The sequence below is a fragment of the Ruegeria atlantica genome, assembly GCF_001458195.1.
In the GTDB taxonomy this organism is placed as follows: Bacteria; Pseudomonadota; Alphaproteobacteria; order Rhodobacterales; family Rhodobacteraceae; genus Ruegeria; species Ruegeria atlantica.
Window position 1 is genome coordinate 66,492 of record NZ_CYPU01000011.1, and the last position, 19,826, is coordinate 86,317.

At 51.1% G+C, this 19,826-nt stretch carries 17 protein-coding genes; 15 read left to right on the forward strand and 2 right to left on the reverse strand.

Features of this window, described 5'->3' with window-relative positions:
- Nucleotides 1-179: 179 nt before the first annotated feature.
- Complete coding sequence (locus tag RUA4292_RS02880; protein ID WP_058276211.1) at nucleotides 180-557, forward strand: hypothetical protein; 378 nt, start codon at nucleotides 180-182, stop codon at nucleotides 555-557.
- A gap of 262 nt (nucleotides 558-819) precedes the next feature.
- Nucleotides 820-1,329: a hypothetical protein gene (locus RUA4292_RS02885; RefSeq protein ID WP_058276212.1), complete on the forward strand. Its 510-nt coding sequence runs from the start codon at nucleotides 820-822 to the stop codon at nucleotides 1,327-1,329.
- A 317-nt stretch (nucleotides 1,330-1,646) separates the two neighbouring features.
- Here the strand turns inward: RUA4292_RS02885 and RUA4292_RS02890 are convergent, their stop codons facing one another.
- Nucleotides 1,647-2,654, reverse strand: coding sequence for a helix-turn-helix domain-containing protein (locus RUA4292_RS02890; protein WP_058276213.1), 1,008 nt, complete (start codon nucleotides 2,652-2,654; stop codon nucleotides 1,647-1,649).
- A gap of 558 nt (nucleotides 2,655-3,212) precedes the next feature.
- Between RUA4292_RS02890 and RUA4292_RS02900 the strand changes: the two genes are divergently transcribed.
- The 9 genes from RUA4292_RS02900 to RUA4292_RS02945 all read left to right on the forward strand — a co-directional run bounded on the left by RUA4292_RS02900 (nucleotide 3,213) and on the right by RUA4292_RS02945 (nucleotide 14,629).
- Nucleotides 3,213-3,605 carry a thermonuclease family protein gene (locus RUA4292_RS02900; protein WP_233493320.1) on the forward strand — a complete coding sequence of 131 codons (393 nt, stop codon included), beginning with the start codon at nucleotides 3,213-3,215 and terminating at the stop codon, nucleotides 3,603-3,605.
- 428 nt (nucleotides 3,606-4,033) lie between these two features.
- A complete protein-coding gene (locus tag RUA4292_RS02905; RefSeq protein WP_058276215.1) occupies nucleotides 4,034-6,079 on the forward strand; it encodes a hypothetical protein in 2,046 nt (681 codons plus the stop codon).
- Nucleotides 6,076-7,194, forward strand: a complete 1,119-nt coding sequence (locus RUA4292_RS02910; protein ID WP_058276216.1) for an OmpA family protein — start codon at nucleotides 6,076-6,078, stop codon at nucleotides 7,192-7,194. The genes RUA4292_RS02905 and RUA4292_RS02910 overlap by 4 nt, the downstream gene beginning before the upstream one ends.
- Entirely contained in the window at nucleotides 7,181-8,530 is a 1,350-nt protein-coding gene (locus RUA4292_RS02915; protein ID WP_058276217.1) for an EH signature domain-containing protein, read from the forward strand. The genes RUA4292_RS02910 and RUA4292_RS02915 overlap by 14 nt, the downstream gene beginning before the upstream one ends.
- Complete coding sequence (locus RUA4292_RS02920) at nucleotides 8,530-11,658, forward strand: DEAD/DEAH box helicase (RefSeq protein ID WP_058276218.1); 3,129 nt, start codon at nucleotides 8,530-8,532, stop codon at nucleotides 11,656-11,658. The genes RUA4292_RS02915 and RUA4292_RS02920 overlap by 1 nt, the downstream gene beginning before the upstream one ends.
- A 271-nt stretch (nucleotides 11,659-11,929) precedes the next feature.
- Entirely contained in the window at nucleotides 11,930-12,922 is a 993-nt protein-coding gene (locus RUA4292_RS02925; protein WP_058276219.1) for a helix-turn-helix domain-containing protein, read from the forward strand.
- Between the two features lie 466 nt (nucleotides 12,923-13,388).
- On the forward strand, nucleotides 13,389-13,784 hold the full coding sequence (gene ssb, locus RUA4292_RS25595) for a single-stranded DNA-binding protein (RefSeq protein ID WP_370737408.1): 396 nt from the start codon (nucleotides 13,389-13,391) through the stop codon (nucleotides 13,782-13,784).
- Nucleotides 13,785-13,812: 28 nt separating this feature from the next.
- Entirely contained in the window at nucleotides 13,813-14,088 is a 276-nt protein-coding gene (locus RUA4292_RS02940; protein WP_058276222.1) for a hypothetical protein, read from the forward strand.
- Between the two features lie 52 nt (nucleotides 14,089-14,140).
- Nucleotides 14,141-14,629 (forward strand): hypothetical protein, encoded by a 489-nt coding sequence (locus RUA4292_RS02945; RefSeq protein WP_058276223.1) that lies wholly within the window; start codon nucleotides 14,141-14,143, stop codon nucleotides 14,627-14,629.
- A gap of 107 nt (nucleotides 14,630-14,736) precedes the next feature.
- On the opposite strand, the gene RUA4292_RS02950 is transcribed toward RUA4292_RS02945, so the two are convergent.
- Nucleotides 14,737-15,438: an N-formylglutamate amidohydrolase gene (locus RUA4292_RS02950; RefSeq protein ID WP_058276224.1), complete on the reverse strand. Its 702-nt coding sequence runs from the start codon at nucleotides 15,436-15,438 to the stop codon at nucleotides 14,737-14,739.
- 1,255 nt (nucleotides 15,439-16,693) lie between these two features.
- Between RUA4292_RS02950 and RUA4292_RS02960 the strand changes: the two genes are divergently transcribed.
- The 4 genes from RUA4292_RS02960 (at nucleotide 16,694) to RUA4292_RS02975 (ending at nucleotide 19,807) form a co-directional block, all read left to right on the forward strand.
- On the forward strand, nucleotides 16,694-16,924 hold the full coding sequence (locus RUA4292_RS02960; protein ID WP_145974839.1) for a hypothetical protein: 231 nt from the start codon (nucleotides 16,694-16,696) through the stop codon (nucleotides 16,922-16,924).
- 257 nt (nucleotides 16,925-17,181) lie between these two features.
- A complete protein-coding gene (locus RUA4292_RS02965; RefSeq protein ID WP_058276227.1) occupies nucleotides 17,182-18,267 on the forward strand; it encodes a RyR domain-containing protein in 1,086 nt (361 codons plus the stop codon).
- A 126-nt stretch (nucleotides 18,268-18,393) separates the two neighbouring features.
- Nucleotides 18,394-19,341, forward strand: a complete 948-nt coding sequence (locus tag RUA4292_RS02970; protein ID WP_058276228.1) for a metallophosphoesterase — start codon at nucleotides 18,394-18,396, stop codon at nucleotides 19,339-19,341.
- Nucleotides 19,304-19,807, forward strand: coding sequence for a hypothetical protein (locus RUA4292_RS02975; RefSeq protein WP_145974840.1), 504 nt, complete (start codon nucleotides 19,304-19,306; stop codon nucleotides 19,805-19,807). Before RUA4292_RS02970 ends, RUA4292_RS02975 begins: the two co-directional genes overlap by 38 nt.
- Nucleotides 19,808-19,826 lie beyond the last annotated feature (19 nt).

A 19,826-nucleotide genomic window follows, 5' to 3' on the forward strand; every position in this document is an offset into this window, starting at 1 on the left:
TCGACGTTTTGATCTGAAACTGCCCTTTGCCATGACGGTCTTCTACTGTTCGATAGGGTGAAAGTTGACCCAAAATCAAAAGAAACTGGCAAGAAAAAAATGGTGATAGTTCCGGCGATTTCTACCTCAATTGCGGAGTAAATACTGAGGTCTGCAACGAGATGAGGGGGGGCGCTAAAATGCTGGGATTTGGGGGGCGCAAAAAGAAACATAAAGTTGAATGGGCTGCAAGATTGGCCGCCGACGAACTCTTGGATCAGGCTTTCAGCTTTTCTACGGTGAAAACACATGCATCCAAGCTGTGTTTAGATGAAAAACAATCGCCAGAAATGCTGGCCGCTCAAACTGCCCTATGGTTTTTTCGAAATCCGGGTGAGAAATTTGAAGCGCTTTTGAAATCGCAGCTTTCAGCGAGAAAAATGGTTCTCAAATGGTATGAGGAAGGGCGGCTGCCTTCGATGCTACTCACGGCGTTCGAAAGCTCGCTACACAAAAAATACCATCCGAATAACTTGGGAAAAACCAATGCAAGCGAGCAAGCTAAAGAAGCTTCATAAATCTCGCGAGTCGCTGCCACGACAATCGCAAAGAGTGATGATTGGTGACATCAATTTGGTGGCAAAACGCGCAGTTCGCCTGGGACTCTGCCCAGAAGGGTGGTTGCAAGATTCATCAATTACTATCAATCACCCGGATGGTCGAAAATCGAAGGCGGGATTGACGCGGGCTAGGGTAGTTAAAAACTGGCTGGAGTGCATTGCCCGTGCCGTCCCTACGGCGAAGAACCAGATTACTAGCAGGTGGTAAATAGGATAGAAAATGACCTTGGAAGAACTTTTGAAGTCTGACAAGACGACCCAAATCAATTGGTTGAAAAACAAACAACCGGACACTGATCTGGTGGAAATCTTTGTGCGCTCTTGGGAGGAACCATTGGGTTGCTATTACAATACCGACGCAACCTCATTTGATGACATGGTTTCTTACCCTGATGCCTACGATCTTGGATGGGCTTTGCAAGAACGTATCCCGGAGATTTCAGACAATCGAGCCATATCCATAAACGACGGCGCAGTTCTTAATGCGCAGGAAAAATCGGCGACTAGGGATATTGCGTTGGAGAAGGAAATGGAAAGCCTCGGCGGCTCGTTTTGTTCGGGTTACTTTGATACATGGAACAAAGACACTCAGCTCTTTGTCGCGTTCGAAGGGCCGAGCTTGGGGCAAGGTGGAATCAATTACCAATTTGAACGCATTTTTAGGTCAAAGGAAGCTGCAATCGAGCACTTCAAATCCAAGGGAGACCATTGGGTTGACGAATATCTGTAGGGAGTGACGAAGAAACCATCCCTCAGCTTAGGATGCAAATCTAGAAAATGAAATTTGTTTTGAGTGAGGTGACAGATTGGCGAGTCGCGGGAAACGATCCCAGCTCGTCGCCAATCCATCAGCCTGGCGAACATGATTTCGATCTGGTTGCATCGTTTCTAAGATCGCTTGTCGTACTCAGCCTACCTCATTTTCTGTTTCCGGCGGGGGGCCAAGCGGTTGCTCGGAGTACCTCATCAGAAACAGAACTCTTCAAAGTCTGTTCCCAGGTCGTCCGATGAACCCAAGAAGAGCTTGAGGAAATAGTAAGCAGAAGGTCATCCAGCTCGCGATGTAATGCTGAAATCTCTCGGTGCAGTCCCAGTCCAACGTTTGAATGCTGTGGAGAATGCCGCTTGGTCAGCGTAGCCCAGAGCAAATGATATTTCCGAAAGTGTCATCCCATCTTTCATCAGCGTTTTTGAAAGGTCAAACCTCAACTCGTCCACGATCGTTCGAAAACTGGTACCGTCGTCTTTGAGGCGGCGTGCGAAAGTGCTAGCGCTCATGCCAAGGCTGGACGCCACATCATTGGCTGAAAGCATCTTCGACGGTAGGGACTTCGTGAGCAGTCCTTCTACTTGTGATCGAAGTGCCATTTTGTTCTTAGGACGCTCTGCTAGGAGCCGATCCCCGTATTCCGTCAGGTGCTCTCTCAACTTCAAATCGTACGTGGGAATGGGTAGATCCAAAGTCGAATGGGACAAAATGATCTCCAGGCTTTCGGCTCCGAAAACGACTGGAAATCCGGCGAGTTTCTCAAACTCCCGCGCTGAATTTCGCACTTCATGATCAAAACGGAGTTCAATTGGGTAGAAAGCCGATTGAGTAATGTGCCTCATTCGAGACAGTACACCAAACAACAAAAATTCTGTGTGTCGGTGATATTTGGAATAGCCAGCGTCCTTCCATGAGACTTCGAAGGATGCTGCGTTGCTGGAAAGCTTCAAAGCATAGAATACAGCAGGGTCGATGATTTCGTGAAACCTAGAGGTATTTTCGATCGCTGCTCTAAGGTCTTTGGAATACTTACTTATGTATCCGGTGACGCTATTCGATACTTTCCAACATAGCCCAGCTTTGGCTCCAAAGGTGATGTCGCCTAATGCGTCGCAGGCCTCCCGAACAATTTTTGCTTCTGTTTCGTAGTCGAAGAATTTTGCCTGTTCGGCATCGCGACGGGATATTCCACATTTGATAAGGATCTTGTTCACGGTTTCCCGATCACATCCCTCTTTTTCCATGGCGCTAATCAAATGCCTTAGTCGAGCAGCATCGATTTTCATAGTTGGACACTCACCTTTGAAATCCTGGGAATTTTAATCAGCTGAATCGGGTTTCGAATGATTATTTGTGATTGCAAACCTTTTAAGTCTGAAGCCGTGTCTTACGTGTCATGACTTGCTAATAGCGTACGCCCAGGCAAGTCCTGCAAGTTCTCCGATCCAAAGCCTGTCGCAGGAAGGGTGTATGGGCAATTTTATTTGGCAAAGTACGAGCGGTGCCAGAAATTGGTGCCAGAGGCGGGCAAAATGCTCTAAGAGCCGCCGCTCTCTGAGGGTGAACAAGTCTTTGGAGCGGCTGTCTTCTCGAAATTTCAAGCCCTCTCGGCTAAGCGGACCAAGAAACGTTGTATGGCCAAAGTCCCCAAATATCTGACACTTTCTCACAAGCGCCCCATACATCGCGAGGTTATTTGCACGACGGCGTGAATAACGCCGTCGAGTGATTATGTGGCGATTTGTATTGACTAAGAGTTTGGAGCACGAGCTAGTTATGACGAAAACCCAGGGCCGCCTAGCCTCTCAAATCATCGACCGGCACCCAACACCGAGGACCTGACTTTGTTCAAGAGACTGACTGCCGTCCTGGCACTAGTTGCCACAACCGCCACAGCCGCCGGCGTCCAGGTGCGCGACGCCGATACGATAGTTGTGGATGGCACGCCCGTACGACTGCAGGGAGTGGATGCACCTGAACTGGGAACTGCGGCCGGACGCGATGCGCGACGTTGGATGGTCAACCACCTTCGCGGAAAAGCGGTTGAGTGTAAGTTGACCGGTGAGCGGACACACGACCGATACGTAGGAGTTTGCTACGTCGACGGGCAGGATATCGGTGCTGCAGTGATCGCAGCGGGCCACGCTTTGGACTGTGCACGGTATAGTGGTGGTCGTTATCGAGATTTCGAGACAGCTGCAGCCAGGTCGCGACTGAACCGCGCGCGCTACTGTTGAACCGCTTAGGCGACCTCTTTCTCACCGCCGGCGTGGACAATCGCTTGCTCTTCGAAATGATGCGGATCGAAGCAGACGACATGAAGTATCTAAATGTCCTAGAGGCGAGCGCTTACACTTTGGTCAACTGATCAGACTTTCAATCATGCCTTGAATGCCTTTTAGCCCCTTTTGCGCAATAAATCGGTTTTCACATCATCATGGTCAGCCGTCATTGACGCAAATCTGAAAGAATTTGACAAGAAAACACAAGCCAAAGTCTGGCGTCCGAAACACCTAGGAATCAAATAGTATCATATGGTTGAGTGCCTGGATGTGTTGTGGGTGCAACCTTTGTAAAGCATCCCATGACGTGACGCTTCGTCGTTCGTTGTTGCGTCGGCGACTTCTCGCTAAGGGTGATTTGCACATGTAGATGGAGTTATGACGTGGAAGAGATCACAGCTGTTGGTAGAACGATCAAAGACCTGATCCTCACAATCGCGGAATATCTGACAGAAGACTGGACGCCGGGTTTCGTCGCAGGTGTGTTGCTCGCGTCCATGGTCGTTTTTTTGGCCGCATGGTCGTTTCGCGTCGTACGTCGTACCCGTGCAGTTTCTCAGTTCCAGCGCATCTTCCTGGGTCAAAAAAACGCTGATGATGGAGCCGTGAACTTCGAGGAGCTGTCGGCTCAGATAGAAAGAAACTCGAAGGGGCGGGCTTCCAGATCGCTTGCAACGGCATGGGGCGAGTACGGCGAAACGATCATTCAATACAAAGGCCTGGCCAGAAACTCTGTACGTCCCTCATACTTTTTCAATGTAGACGATTTGGCGTTCGGACCAGGGTTCTTCCGAATTCTACCGAACCTCTTTGTCACGATTGGTTTATTCTTCACGTTCTTAGGCTTGATTGCGGCATTGAATACGATGACCGGGAAAGCAATTGACGATGCTGCAATCAGTGGATTGCTGTCGGTTGCGTCCGCGAAATTCATAATGTCTCTCACAGGGCTATTGTGTTCGATCGTTTTCACGGTGGCTTTGCGCGTAGGCAACGGAAAGATCGAAGGGGCAGTTCATGCATTGAGCGGCCTCATTGAAGACAACCTGAGTTTCGTGAGCCAGGAAGAGCTTGCCGTTCGACAACTCAATATCGCGGAGGAACAGCGCGACAACTTGAGAACCGTCGGGATGGAACTCGTCAGCGAACTTACAGCGCAATTGAAGGACGGTATCTCTGGCCCGATCGTCGAGTCGATAAACGACAAGATGGATGAAATCGTGACGCGCTTGCAAGATGGGTTGCCCAAAGCACTCGCCGAGGAAATAGCAGGTAAACTTGAAGGTATCAGTAAGGATATCGGCCGAGCCGGTAGCGATGGCCTAACCGACGTCGTTGAAGGTTTGTCGAAGACTTTGACCAGCAACGTGACGGGCGCTTTGCAAGACTCAGGACGGCATCTTTCAGAAGCGGCATTGAAGATTGGTGAGCTGGCAGATCGGCTGGATGATAGTTCCGGAAAAATGGGCTCTGGCATGGAGAGCGCGATTGGACAAATGACTTCGGCCGTCCAAGATCTTCGGAACTCAGCAGTGTCGTCTGCAGATACGACGAAAGAAGCTCTGAACCAGGGGGCCGACGCACTCCTGAGCAGGATGAATGACTCGCTTGATCGGATCAGTGACAATACCAAAGAAGGCGCTGCGGCGATGCTGTCAGCGGCCAACGAGATGAAATCAGCCGCAGAGCAATTCGGAGCAGAACTCAAAACAGCGACGGAAACGGGCGCCGCAACTGCAGAAGCCACGATCAACGAAGCAAGCGCAGACGCCGCGTCGAAAATTCAGGCTGCGGGAGCGAGTGTCACCGAATTGGTGGAAGAAGGGCGCGACGAGGTTCTTGCTCCGCTGAACGAAATGGTGAATTCGCTCAAGACGATGACTGAAGAGTTGGGCAGCGGTGCGCAAAAGATGCAGCATATGTCCGATAGTGTCGGTAGAGGTGCCGGCGCCGTTTCTGAAGCTTCTGACAGCTTCAAAGCGGCTTCCAACGGTCTTCTGGCCGCTGCAGCACCGATCGAAGTTTCGACATCCAAGATCGAAACGGCGACAGCGAACCTAGATCGCAACGTCGATGCGACTGCTCAAACCGTTTTGAAAGCCGCCAAACAGACTGCCGAGATCGCCAATGAGACAATGGAACGTGCTCGTGACGTCCTAGATGGAAAGCGTCGTGGCATCGAAGATGCTCTGGAAGGTGTCCAAGCCGTCGTACGAGAAATGACGGGACAGGGCGAACGCTTGGATGACGTCGACGAGAAACTGGGACGCGCTTTCGAGGTGTACAACCAGAAAGTTGAAGAGGCGCTCGGATCGATCAAGACCTATGTAAGTGAAGTCCAGGGAAAATTCGGCGAAGGTATCGATCAGCTTCAGGCCGTCGTCGATCAAGCTGAAGACTTCGCTCCGCAAACGCGGAGGGCGTCATGAAGCACGCTCAAATCAGGCGATCCGTAGCGGAAGAGGAAGAGTCGGCCTTCGTATCCATGACCGACATGACGGTCAGCGTCTTGTTCATCGTGATCATCCTGCTCGCGTTTTTCGCCCGCTTCTACGGCAATCAAGAACCTGATGCGGTTCCTCGATCGACATATGAGATCGTAAAAGACGAAAGAGATACCGCACTCTCTTCGTTGGAACGCGTTCAAGCAGAACTGGAACTCGTGACAATCGAGAAGGATCGCATCGCAGCGGAGCTCTCAGACGTTTCGAGAGAGCGCGATGAATTGAGAGCAGAGGTCGATCGCCTCAGCGAAAAGCTCTTACGCCAGGACGCTTTGATCCGAGAGCTGCGAGACACGCTCAGAGAAAAGGGCCAAAGAATCTCCGATCTGGAGACGAAATTGGCTGATGCATTGGCAAGAATTGCCAAACTTGAGACACAGCTTGAGATGCTTCGGCGTCAAATGCGGGATCCATTAGAGAATTACATCGCGCAAGCTGACGCGACGCGGATCAAGGTTCTCAAAGAGATTGAAGCGCGCCTCAAAGTGGACTTCCCCGAGCTCGAAGTGAAAGTGAACGAAAGAAACGGTGCTTTGCAGTTCAAAGGAGAGGGCCTTTTTGGAAAGGGAGCCCGAGAGCTTCTACCCGCAAAAAGAGCCGTCATGCAGCGTGTGGGAACGATGTTGAACGAAATTCTGCCTTGCTACACATTTGGCGACAACAGCTCCTGGCAGGAAGGGTGCAATCCTGCCTTCGCCGTTATAGAGGCTATCCAGATCGAAGGGCACACGGATAGCGAGGGCGGCGAGCTATACAACTTGCGGCTTTCAAACGATCGGGCGGTTTCGGCATTTTCGACGATGACCTCGGAAGCGCCGGGGTTGATCTCACATCTCAATCTTCGAGAGCAGCCGGTGATCTCAGTTGCTGGATACGGTGAATATAGACCGATTGCTTCGAACCAGACCCGCGCTGGAGAGGACGAAAACCGACGAATTGATCTTCGGATCATAATGTTCTCACCCGCGAGCACGGAACAAATCGATGACTTGAAATCCAGACTTCATTCTGCTGCGGGAGGCGGGGATGAGACTCAGTGAGATATTCGCGCAGAGAGTCGAACCGACTTCTGTCGTTCTCCCAGCTCCGAAGCGATTGGAAACTGCCGTAGATCGTGTGCTGAAGCGATGGCCAGATGTATTTGCTGAGCCCTCCGAGAACGACCGCGAAACCTTGGTCGCAGAATTGAAGCGTAGACTGGATGATTGGTCGTGGAGCGGGGCAAAGATTTCGTTCGTGAACCAAGCAGCCGTAGCGCTCTTTGATCGTGAGCGGAGGTCTCGGGCGGATCTCGAGCATGTTCGAAAGTTTTACTATGAAGAAGCCGCCACGAACCGCAGTCGGACGTTTTTGGGAAACGCGGTGCAAGTCTACATTGGAAGCTTCGTCAAAGGAGCAGTTCACACACGTCGACTGTCTGAAGCTCTTACCAACCAAATTCCGCATCTCAGTGGACGTTCCAGGAAACTGTTGAAGAGTTTTCCAGCATTCTTCGACTCCAATAGAATTGCTATGGAAGTTGCGTCTCGCATGAAGGATGCAGAGCGTCCTTTCCAAGAATTGAAGAGCTTAGGCTTCAACAAACCACATGCGCCGGGGTTGCTTGACCACGCGCATCTAGAATTTCTCGAGAAATTGGATCTCAGAACTCATACCGATATCGAGAAACTATTCCATTGGCTGCATCCGGATGGCCAGTTGGCGAAACAAAGTGGGGCGTCAGAAGCAATCGAAGCATTGTTGGCGCCTTGGCTCGATGAAGAGCCCCAAGAAGACGTCAAAAGGTTCCTGATCGACCACCTAACCGAAAGCTACGGCGACATCCGGATCAATCCTGGAAGCGCTTGGATAAACGTAAGCGAACAAGCAAAGCAAGTACTGCTCCGTTGGTTGACCGGCGAGAGTATGCGGTTTCTCTTCGATGTCCTCACAGACACGCAAGATAGCCATATGTGGAGCGAAAGAAGGCGTTTCTGGATGGATCAATACGACAGGGGAAATATCTCTGCTGCCTGGGTGGCTTTTGATCCCAGGGGACACAAGCTCGCTCGCAAGAACCTTGGCCGTGAAAAAAATCTTCCGTTTGGACGCCAGGTGTCTCACGCGAGCGACGACGGGAACAAGTCTTTGCTCATCATGAAGGTAGGCCAAAGGATCATCGTCGAAGGAACTTACAATTTCAAAGTCCACATCTATGCAAAAAACGATCCTGAAGCACCGAAGTTGTATCAGCCCAAATACGATTGTGCGGACATACGACACGATAGAAGAAAACGAGTCAGTTCTGGATTTGTCAAAATCGGCCCAGAGGAGCGAAAAATGCACCTCGGTGATTGGCAAGGTTACTTGCGTAGCCGGTATCCGGAGATGTTTTGATGGAGTTCGAGTTTTCCCATGATGATGCAAAAGTCATTTTGCGTCCCAAGTCTCAACGCACTGGATTTCTTTCTTTGTTCGGAAAGAATGCGCCAGTCTCACTGAACCATCTCGACCCAAAAGAGCGGCAGGTCGCCTTTGCTATAGGTGACTTGAGGGCCATAGAGGCTGAATATCCCGGCTCAATTGTGATCCATGACGATCGTGTGGAGTTGACACATGACGGAGCGGCGCAAGTCGGTGCCAAGTCTGGTCAAATCTTGGGACTTCCACCGCTTGTAGATCTTGAGCTCCACACCGACGCAGAAGGGATCGTGGGGTCCGAGCATTTTCGGCTTCACTACGAATGGCAATACCAGGGGAGAACAGTCGAACCTAAACGAACTGGCGCATTCCTGAATACGGCTCGAGGAATTCAACGAGTTCCCAGTTGGATGCTTGGAGCAATCCGTATCGCTGACTGCTTCGACCCCAATGAGGACGAGGTCGATCACTGGACGGCTCTTGCACGTTTCAGGAAAGCTCTCGTTCCAGAGGAGGAAATCGGGGCGAACACGGAGATGTCCAACTTTCTTTCTGGACTAAAAGTGAGTCTGGCTGACAGTTTTTCGATTTCCCCGATTGAGAAAGGTGAGTACTTGGACTTCGCGCCTGTGCCTTTCGCAACTGATACTCTATCGCAAAGTGAAGGCGATGAAGTGATCGAAGAAGCTGCGTCTGAGCTTGATGAAAGAGAGCTGTCCGTTTTTCAGGATCGTTTCCAAAGATCAGGCGCCCTTCCTTCCTACAAAACGGGTGACAAGAGTTACCTGGTCGTCGATCCTTCAGCCAAAGTGACGCTCGAAGTGATGGAAGAGAAGAAAAGAGCAACTCCCTTTGAGAGGGCGGAGTTCGTCAAAAACCCCAAGCCAGCGATCACCGCGGCGATTCAGGAAGACCTCGAAAAGCGAGGGGCATTGGCGGGGTTGAATGATGCGCAAGTTCAAGAGGCAATCGAAACCGCGACGGGTGCGACTTTCGTGGAGACGCGTGAGTATTCAGAGCGTGTGATCGGCATCGGCAAGTGGAAGCGACCGGAGCTCGGGGATGACTGGTCGAATGGCACTGAATGGATGCCGGAGGGACTGTCTCGGAGTGTCGTGGACCGTATTCTGGAAAAAAACCTGAAGCAGACAGAATCCGTTCTCGAAGAGATGAAAGCAGCTGCAGCCAGGGGAGACGCAAAGATAGACGTCGACGGGCAAGCGGTTCCAGTTAACTCGTCGACGATCAAGTCGATCGAAAGCAGGGTGGAGCAGCTTCGCAAAGAACAAGAGAAGACAGACGGATCAGGTGAGGATGAGGGAAACCGCGACCAAATCACGTCAGCCACTGACCGCGATCCAATCGTCGTTCAAACCAAGCACAATTTCGAGAATATCGAATGGCGCCCAGATAGGAACAAACGTGGCGCCTTTGTAGAGAAACGCGTTCCTGACCTCATATCCACACCATTGAAAGAGCATCAGACGAAGAGTTTCGAATGGTCTCTGGAGGCTTGGAGTGAAGGTCTTCCAGGTATTCTGAATGCCGATGAACAAGGGTTGGGAAAAACGCTTCAAACGCTTTCATTTCTAACTTGGCTCAAGACTAACATGGCGCACCGGGACAACAAGGCGCGTCTGCCCATTTTGGTGGTTGCGCCAACGTCACTTCTGGAAAACTGGGAAGAAGAGGTTTCCAAGCATATCGGTGGTGATGGGCTCGGTTTCATTTACAGACTTTACGGCAATTCCATCGCTGGGTTTAAGAGGAAATCAGGCTCTGGAAAAGACACCGACAAGGGGCAGGACACTCTCAATTTCGATGCCCTCCATGAAGCCATAGAGGATGGTAGAGGCGACAGAGTATGGATTCTGACGACCTACACGACGATGACGAACTATCAGCACTCTTTGGCGAAGATACCGTTCTCGTGCGCCGTATTCGATGAAATCCAGAATATCAAAAACCCCGGCACCTTGGCCGCCGCATCAGCGCGCGCAATTCGCGCGGATTTTCGGATCGGATTGACTGGGACACCGATCGAAAACGTGAGTGGAGACCTGTGGTCAATCATGGATCAGCTCGTTCCAGGTGCCTTGGGTAGTCTTCGCGAATTCAACGATGTCTTTGGCTCTCCAAACGAAGAAAACATGAGCCAACTTCATCAACTGGTGTTCAAGCAGCAGGACGATGGCAATGGGGCGCCGGTTCCACCGATGGCGATACGCAGGGTCAAGGAAGAAGCGGCAAAGGATTTGCCGAGCAAAACTCGGATGCTCCACCCACGTCTGATGCCGGAGCTTCAGGCAACAGTCTACGATGCCGCTCGTTTGAACCTCGCGAAAGGTGGACTCGGAGCCAGGCTCGCAATGATACATCACATACGGACCGTATCGGTGCATCCCAATATCGAAGGCAACGAAACAGGAGAGAGTTTTGTAAATTCTTCGGCGAGACTGGAGGCAACTTTTGAGATCCTGGATCGGCTTGCATCGAAAGGTGAACGAGCATTGGTTTTCATCGAAAACATCAAGATGCAGTATCGTTTCGTCGAACTGATCAAACAAAGGTATCAGCTGCCCCGCGTAGATATCATCAACGGAAAAACGCCGATCAAGCAACGCCAGGTCATCGTAAATCGTTTTCAACGCCATCTCGTCGACGACAAAGGCTTCGACTTGTTGGTATTGGGGCCAAAGGCGGCAGGAACCGGCCTGACTTTGACCGCGGCTACGCATGTCATTCATTTGTCGCGTTGGTGGAACCCTGCTGTAGAAGAGCAATGCAACGACAGAGTTCACAGGATCGGGCAAACCAAACCAGTTGAGATCCATGTGGCCATGGCAATCCATCCGGGCTACCGAGAAGGCTCATTCGACTGCCTCTTGCATAGTCTCATGCAACGAAAGCGAAAGCTGGCGAGTTCCGCCCTTTGGCCGCTTGCGGATAGTAGAGGCGATGCGGCTTTGCTTCAAAGCGGGTTGACCGAGATCGAGATCAATACTGGCGGTGAGCCTTTGGAGAGTGCTATGGCTGCGATGTTCGAAAGAGACGGAGCTTCACTCCCTCAAGCAAAGCCCGATGGGTCTTTAGTGTTTTCTTGAAAGCGGGCTGCCTCGTTGCGGCGCGGGAGATAAGCTTCGCCGGCAACTGAAAGTCGGTTTCAGGGGCGAACTTGGTGAACGAATCAGCTTGATCTGCAGTTCCGTGGGATACAACACGGCAGCGTATCTTTTTTGAAATTGGCATGAAATTTGGCATAATTTTTTCGAAATCTGTCCGTTTTGGCCTTAATATGTCCTATAAAGTCGAAAACATGCCATAAATTGTCATCTTATTTTGGCAATAAAATTTGACTATCTTTCACCCAGATCAATGAAAGGTGAAACGATGGCTTTCGACAAAAAAAAGCTGAAAGCGGCAATGAAGAAGAAGGGTGTTTCGCAAGCAAGACTTGCGGAACTACTGGGTAAAGGGGAGCGAACCGTAGCTCGCTGGCTTTCGTCCAAGTCACGCCTGAAGCAAGACCAAATAGAGAGTATTTGCGAGGTTCTGGCTATAGCGCCCGAAGAGATCGACGAAGATTGGAAAGGTGAGGTGGAAAGCTCGCGGAAGGTGGCAGTCGGTGCAAGGATTACCACGTCTTCGAGCAATGGGTACTACTTGCTCAAACAGCGTTACGGGGTAACGCAAACACAACTAATAGAGTTGGCGCCACTCATGTTTGCCATTTTGGCAAAGCTTGCTTTGCAGAGACCCGAGCAAAGGTTGGTCGAGTTGCACCACGCTTATGAACAAGCCGATAAGCCTTTCAGCCCGATGATTGACAATTACGAGCAGGAACGTTTGGCCGCCGAAATAAAAGTGGCCGCGACACAGGATATTTTTGAACCCGTTCCCGATCCGATGATTGATATCAGTGATCTCGATCAGTCAGACATGCCCAATCTACTCTGTTTGCTGTTGAGACACCTTGCTGAAGGAACTGGAATAGACCTGCCACGAGAGTGGGGTGTTGGATCGCGATGCCCCAACAGCCAGGGTATAGATTTCGATCGAATGGCGATCAGCGAGCTTACGATGGGCGACGACGCGTTGAATGCGTCGATCATCAATGGCGACGTGAAACTAGATCAAATGGATCAGCATCTAGAACTGTCAGAACTGGCAGACGAGCGAATAGTTTGGCTCAGAGAAAAGGCTGAGGCGGCGAATGAACTCCGGCGGCTTGAAAAGGAAAAGCGGCGGAAGGAACGTGAAGCTTGGCTGCGGGCCAATCCAAAAGAGGCTAAAAAAGCTGCGAAGGAACGCGCCGAACGCGAAGAGCGGATCAAGTCACTTTTCAAAAAGCTTGGGATTGAAAGATGAGGGGCGTAGCACACGGTCTTTCATCTCTGGGGATGACGAAGCACGCACTAGAGCGCGCCGCTCAAAGGGGTGTTTCTCAGCAAGATCTCAAATTGTTGATCACTTATGCAAAGTACAATGATGCGGGAGCGGGCTGCAGCCGGTTGTACCTCAATGATCAAGCTGTCCAAGAGTTGATCGCAGACGGGTTGCCATTGGAGGTCGTTGAAAGCGCTCAAAAGTCCGAAGCCATCGTCACATCAGATGGTCGCGTGGTTACTTGTTACCGGCGGACTCGAGGCGATCGGAGACGTCGGGTGTTTCCCGACCGGCGCCTGGTCCGCCTTCGGCGGCGATAGCAAAAAAAGCAACAAAACTCAAAAGAACATGAGACCTACTCCTGTCGGGAAACGGAGTCGAGTTTCTATTTCTGGATGGAGAAAAGGGCATGGTTACGAGCGTAAACAAAGTAATACTCATAGGGCGAATGGGGACTAACCCAGAAATCAGACGCTTCGATAAAAGTGATCGTATTTGCTACTTTTCTCTTGCCACGAACGAGGGTTGGAAGGATCGCAAAACCGGCGAATGGGTGGAAATCACGCAGTGGCACAAAATCGTCGTACGTGTCGACCAGATCATTTCCTTTTGTGAGGTCAGTATCTGCAAAGGCGATCTCGTTTTTGTCGAAGGTTCGCTTGAAACCAGAAACTGGAGCGACGACGACAGTCAAAACCGGTATGCGACTGAAGTCGTCCTTCGCCCGTTCAAAGGCCAATTGAGGCTCCTGAAAAAATCCGAACAGGGTCGGCTCCAGGCTGCGCCTAAGTCAGACGGCGTGAGCTTGCGAGAAACTGTCGATATCACAGACCCTCCATTTTGAAAGCTGCAACGACGGGGAGTAATGCAACATGCAGATCGAACACACTTCAACCGATTTCTATGGCAAGTTTGAGTGCGGTGAGAACAGTAAGGACTATATCGATACGAGAACCGAAGACGGCGACTGGGCGCAAGACCCTAGTCTATATTTGGGCTATGTATCAAGTTCGCCGGTATGCACTGAAGAAGTCTTGAAGGCATTGGCAGAACAGGATCAGGCTGCGCGCAAGGTACGCAAGACCTTCAAGAGGACGGTTCCCCGGACGACATTCGCGGACAATCACTACGATGACCATCATTGGTGAGCTTGTTAGGTTTGATACACTTGAAACTGCAAAAGACTAAAGGCAACTTCGCATGAAGGTACTCAAGCGAATTCCAGACATGGATGACAATGCGCTTTCCAGACTGTTCTTCAACGCGCAGGTCCAGCTTCAAGACGACAAGCTGCATGAGGCTGCCGCATCAGTTCTCGAAGCAATCGAGCGTGAATGGCAGAAGCGGTTGGCTGCTTACGAAGCAGGTAATCACAAAGCAGCAACACCAACAGAGGGTGTTTTGAGCAAGGTAGGCTACAAAGTTGGTGCTGACGGCCTCAAGGAGCCGGTGAGGAGGCGTATATTGGATTATGTGTTGACTGGAACGTTGCCGCCTGTCGGATCTCCTGCTCACATGGCGGAATGGGGTGAGCCAAAGTCCAGGCAGCGATTTCGAAAGTTACATCGTGTCATCAGGGTGCTCGCGTCGAGCGGCAACACACTCGGTACGATGGATAAAGCAGTGGCTGAATGGGAAGACGACTTGAATTATTTGGATCGAGAATGGAAATCAAAATGCATCTCATAGCAGCTCAACTTGTCTGACATATAGAGGTTCGGAGCAATTCAAACTCCCTGATCAGTGACTTTGCCGCCGACCATCGATGGTTGGCATTACGGATTTCTAAAATCACGCTAAGGCATTGGAACTTTCGAAAGGCAGTCGAGCAAACGGCCACCATCGCGCTCGTCCTTCCACGCCGACATGAGATCCCTCCGGATTTCGAGCATGACCGCGTCCTGCGCTCCCACATCGATCACACCCGAATACGGAGTGTTCAGGCCGACTTCGTAACCGAACGCTTCGAAATGAATTTTCAAAGAGGCTAGCCAGGCTTCTGAGGTGACACCGTCCGAAAACCCCAAGTCTATTTCAGGTCTAGGAGCGTCGCGATCCGCCTCTACCGCCCATGCTGACAATGGGTAGCTGTGAAAGTCGATGAGGTAACCCGACTTCGCTGCTGTTCTGAGCGCGTCCCAATGGGGGTCGTAAAATTGCTTCTTTAGGTCCAATCGGGTTTCGGGGCTCAGATCTTTGCGCATCCTTTGACCGTCGTGGGTGTGGGTATAGATCATGCCGCGACCGACACTTGCCATGACTTCCAGCGCGTCGTCGGCATATCTCTCCACGTCCAAAACGATGCGCGAGACTTTCGCTTCGATGATCGTGGCAGCAGGGAATGCAGCAGCAGCTAATTCGTCTGTCCATAAATCAGCAGACTCCGCCGCCTCTGCAAAGAGTTGCTCATCCCTCAACAAGTATTGCGACTTCACCTCAGTAGGTATGGCCAGCGATGCATGCGGAACGTGAATTATGAGATTAGGGGACTGTTGCATCGGTTCGAAATCCCTTGGAGCTCTTATTTGGACTGTGAAGGCTGCTCTAGCCGAGCAATGATCTCTTCAAGACGTTTCACGCGCTCTGAAAGAGTGGGACGGGTATGTGCCATTGGCGCGTCGTCATCTATACCTTTGGCGACAGGGGGTGGTGGCGACCAGTACCCCGTTTCCTTGAGATATGATTCGACAGCTCCTGCGATTACACCGTTTCTGGTCTCGTCCGGGTTTTCAGAAAGATAGTGTTCGAGCGCTTGTAGTCGGCGTGCTCCAAGCCGGATCGATATGGGTTTGTCTTCCATTTCAAGGCCTTACTCAGTGTAATACAAATTTCTTGTACACGTATTACATTTTCTCTTGCAATACGTATTACGTAATACTATCTTTATGTCATCCGGGCAATGGTGCTGCTGCATCTGGCGGTGCATTGGATGCAACGGCCTGGTGATCCAAAGAAACAGCATTGCGGGGCCACTCGTGATCCAATTGCCTGAGAGCAATAGGGATTGGACGAGTTGCGACTGCAATTGACGAATTGGAGCCCGGACGCGGGTTCTTAGGCCGTGCGCCGAACAACCGTTTGCATGGGACGGTAAGGCGGCTGCAGAGCCATGGTGGCTCGTTGGGGGTCGTGTAAGGCGGCTTCCGAGTGTCGGGGTAACTCTAACCCGGCTGCAGGTTCCCTCGCTGGCACGAGGGTTGTGGGTGATCCTTAGTCCCACCGGTCGCCATAATTTGGCAGGACAAAGAAATGAAACTTGAAAGCCTTGTGCAATTCACCAAACGACGTAGCCGCGTCGCCAAACATAACCGGTCAATGATGTCGAAGGCGTATTTGACCAAACGTAAGAAACGGCTGGCAAGGACCCGAGCGCGCAACTCAAGATGCCAACTAAATGCCTTGTGCACTGGTCGACTGGGATATCGTCCGTTGCGGCAACGCAAGTTGGAGCGTGAATCGGACAACAGTCTTTTGAAGCTGCTCATGCAGGTCGCGAAAGAAGAAACAAGGAACAAGCCGAGGGGCTGATCCCCTCTCGGTTGCGGTGCATCGAACGGCGGCATGCCAGTGCCGTAAGATGGCTGTGGGTCGTCGTGACCCTGTCTACGTGGTTAATCACCATGGCGACAAGCCCATGGGTAACTCCATGGTGCAGGCTCCGGGTACGCGAGGCAAGGACCAGCGCCCGGTTGAGGGTAACCATTCCCTCCCGCATTCAATTTAATGAAATCGAAGTTTTCAAGGAGTGAGTACATGTCGAGCAATACCCCAATCGGACTTGCAACGATTATCATCATGGGAGACGGAAAAAGAGACGAAGCCGTAGAGGCAATCATTCAAGCCTTTCCCAAACTTTCGGAGGAAGAAGCCCATGACGCAGTTTCCGCCGCCCAAAGAGGTTTTCTAGGTCAGTTGAAAATAACCGAAATCTCCGGTGACACCGTTTTTCAAGGTGCCCAATCCGGAGACTGCCCTTTTGATTGAACCGGTGCATTAGACTTGTCAGTAGGAACTTCGATCTCATGTTCTCGCAGAACCTCGAGCGCATGGTATGAAGCCTCATTTGCGAAACTGGATTTCGTACGAGTCGCGGTCCTCTAGCCTTCGTCCGGTGAGGTAAACGCCTCGATTACTTGTTGATGGTCAGTGGAAACAGGTTCAGCGAACAAACCTGAACTATCAGCAAAATACTTGGTCCTGACAATTTTCAGCAATCGATTGGGGAAATCTCAAAAGTCGCAATGCGCGTCGAACACCATTTTGCAAGAGAGGTTCTTGTTCACGGCCGTAGGCTCATTTTCATCAATCGAAATTTCCACGCCATGGAACTGTTTCGTTCGCGATCGCAGCGTGATCAACCGAAGAAGATAAGGAGAATTCCTATCGTCAATGAGACAATTCTTGCTTACGCGTTTCTAGATGCAAGTTATCGCAAATGCGGTGCCGAATTCCGGCTTTGGCACGAGTTTTATAAGGGTGACGTCAAGCAACACCTCATCACCGCCAAACTCTTTGCTTCGAACCCAGAAATGACCCCTAATGAAACGCATGGAGCCTGGGTGGAACGCCGGCTTGCCGATGGTTGGAGCCAAGGAGAAGTGGTCGATGCAGAGCAGAAAACGCACACTCAGCTGGTTGCGTTTGAGAAGTTGCCTGCGCTTGCACAAGAGGCAGAAATAGCTGGCGTAGACGCCATGAGGCTCGCCCTGCCACATGCAGAGAAAAACGTATTGCCGCCAAACCTTGAATTCGAGATGATGAAACGTATCGCGGTAAGCAATGCCAATTTCTACTTGGAAGCTGGAGAGGCCTTGGGTCTCGATCCAAACGATCAGCCGTCTTGCATGCTTTTGTGGGGCTCTCTGGCAAACGCGCGCCATCATCTTCAGTTGCTAGAAGCGGGATCAAGCCTGAATGAACAACACATTGGTGTCTTGGATGAAGGCTTGAAAGAGCTGAACAGAGTTCGTTCTGAAACGTCTGAATTGCCAATGGCGAAACCCGGTTGCCGCAGGGATCGAGGTCCCTTCGAGTGTAAAGAAGACGATTTGGAGCACGGGTTGATAAGCAATGCTGCTGCCTACACGGGGAACGTTTTGGAGATCGCTTTCAAGGAGGCAAATGACAAGGGCTATTGTGACAGATGTCTTGCCGCTTCTCAGGTTGGAAGTTCACTTTCAGTACTCATTTCTGGCGCGCGTAACGAAGGTATGAATGATGCTGAAATCATGACCGTTATCAGTGACTTGATTCTGCACGGCTTCAAACAAGCCGATGCCGGAGAGCCGGTGCCTCATGACGGGCCCAGGTCCGAGACGCTACAATAAAACCGAGTTCCGAAGAAAAACGAACGCGCCTAGGACAGTCAAATCACGGTGTTTCGTCTAAGTTGGAATCACGCGTCGAGCGAATTGATTGAAAAGGCCTATAAGTGGGTCTGATAGAGAAATGAAATGTATCACATAATACCAGACATACACGGTCAAGCCGACAAACTAGATGGACTACTCGAACACTTGGGGTGGCGACAAAAACCCAGTGGGTGGATTGGGCCGTCACCTGAGCAACGTATCATGTTCTTGGGCGACTTCATCGATAGGGGACCGGACAACCGTCGTGTAATCGACACCGTTCGCTCGCTTATCGATGGTGGGAAGGCCCTTGCGATCATGGGCAACCACGAGTTCAACGCGATTCACTACCACACGCAGAAGCAGCCCATCGAAGCCACTGAAAACGTTCGCAGTACAAACTATTTGAGGCGCCATAGTGAGAAAAACGAACGGCAGCATAGGACGTTCTTGAATGAGTTCCCCGTCGGCGCGAGTGAGACGCAAGAAGTCATCAAGTGGATGACAACCTTGCCGTTGTTTTTGGAGGTCGATGGGTTTCGCGCCGTTCATGCCTGCTGGGCGCATGACTGTATCGACATCGTTAGAAAGAGGTTACCCGGGGCCAAAATCGGACTCGAAATGCTCCAGCAGGACAAGTGGAAAAGCGGCGAGCTGTGGGACGCGATGCAAGTGCTCACGTCCGGCGTCGAAGTGGAACTGCCCCAAGGCCATACCTTTTTAGACAAAGATGGAAACCCGCGACATCATGTTCGGATTGGGTGGTGGCTCAGTGGAGCGAATACTTGGAGAGAAATCGCCCAAAGTGTTCCAAACCCATCCCAGCTTCCCAAAGGCGCGCTTTCGGACAGTGTTCAATCCTACCAATACAAAGATGAAACACCCGTGTTCTTTGGACACTATTGGCTTACAGGAAACCCAGTCAAAGAAGCTGAACATGCCATTTGTCTGGACTATTCGGCGGGAACGGATGGCCCGCTGATTGCATACGAATTTCACAGTGGAGACAATAGTGTCGAACTCGAAAGGATCGTCACTGTTCCAGCATGAAGAAATCCGATTTACGCTCAAGGGGCATGCACCGATGCGGATACTCGAGAAGAAAGAAGAACCTGAATTAGTAGATATTCTCACGGCAACCGTCGATGAAGATGACGCGGAGGGGCCGCGTTGGGAATTGGAAGAACTGGAGCTCAATAGATTGCCCCAGGGAACTTTTGAAGTCGCTCGAGATGACTACCTTGTCAACCACAGTCCCGGATTGACTTGGGAAATAGAATGGAGCTGGCACGTCGTAGACTTGGCGGATGAAAAGGGAACATTCGCACTCTTGCAATTGTACTGGGACGACAATTGGGAAAGGTGGGATTGGAGCCTAGAGGCCGCAGTCACCAATTGCTCTGGAAAGGATGAAGCAAGAGCTGTTCTCATAGGTTTGGTTGCCAATACCCACCTTTCCTATGGAGTTGAGGAAGCCGAAGCTTACCTAAAGTCGCTATTGCCCGGCCACGATTGACGTGACCTAGAAAATTCGC

Coding starts and splice junctions, on each gene's coding strand:
- RUA4292_RS02880 (WP_058276211.1), top strand. CDS start 180: ATGCTGGGATTTGGGGGGCGCAAAAAGAAACATAAAGTTGAATGGGCT.
- RUA4292_RS02885 (WP_058276212.1), top strand. CDS start 820: ATGACCTTGGAAGAACTTTTGAAGTCTGACAAGACGACCCAAATCAAT.
- RUA4292_RS02890 (WP_058276213.1), bottom strand. CDS start 2,654: ATGAAAATCGATGCTGCTCGACTAAGGCATTTGATTAGCGCCATGGAA.
- RUA4292_RS02910 (WP_058276216.1), top strand. CDS start 6,076: ATGAAGCACGCTCAAATCAGGCGATCCGTAGCGGAAGAGGAAGAGTCG.
- RUA4292_RS02915 (WP_058276217.1), top strand. CDS start 7,181: ATGAGACTCAGTGAGATATTCGCGCAGAGAGTCGAACCGACTTCTGTC.
- RUA4292_RS02920 (WP_058276218.1), top strand. CDS start 8,530: ATGGAGTTCGAGTTTTCCCATGATGATGCAAAAGTCATTTTGCGTCCC.
- RUA4292_RS02925 (WP_058276219.1), top strand. CDS start 11,930: ATGAAAGGTGAAACGATGGCTTTCGACAAAAAAAAGCTGAAAGCGGCA.
- ssb (WP_370737408.1), top strand. CDS start 13,389: ATGGGGACTAACCCAGAAATCAGACGCTTCGATAAAAGTGATCGTATT.
- RUA4292_RS02940 (WP_058276222.1), top strand. CDS start 13,813: ATGCAGATCGAACACACTTCAACCGATTTCTATGGCAAGTTTGAGTGC.
- RUA4292_RS02945 (WP_058276223.1), top strand. CDS start 14,141: ATGAAGGTACTCAAGCGAATTCCAGACATGGATGACAATGCGCTTTCC.
- RUA4292_RS02950 (WP_058276224.1), bottom strand. CDS start 15,438: ATGCAACAGTCCCCTAATCTCATAATTCACGTTCCGCATGCATCGCTG.
- RUA4292_RS02960 (WP_145974839.1), top strand. CDS start 16,694: ATGTCGAGCAATACCCCAATCGGACTTGCAACGATTATCATCATGGGA.
- RUA4292_RS02965 (WP_058276227.1), top strand. CDS start 17,182: ATGCGCGTCGAACACCATTTTGCAAGAGAGGTTCTTGTTCACGGCCGT.
- RUA4292_RS02970 (WP_058276228.1), top strand. CDS start 18,394: ATGTATCACATAATACCAGACATACACGGTCAAGCCGACAAACTAGAT.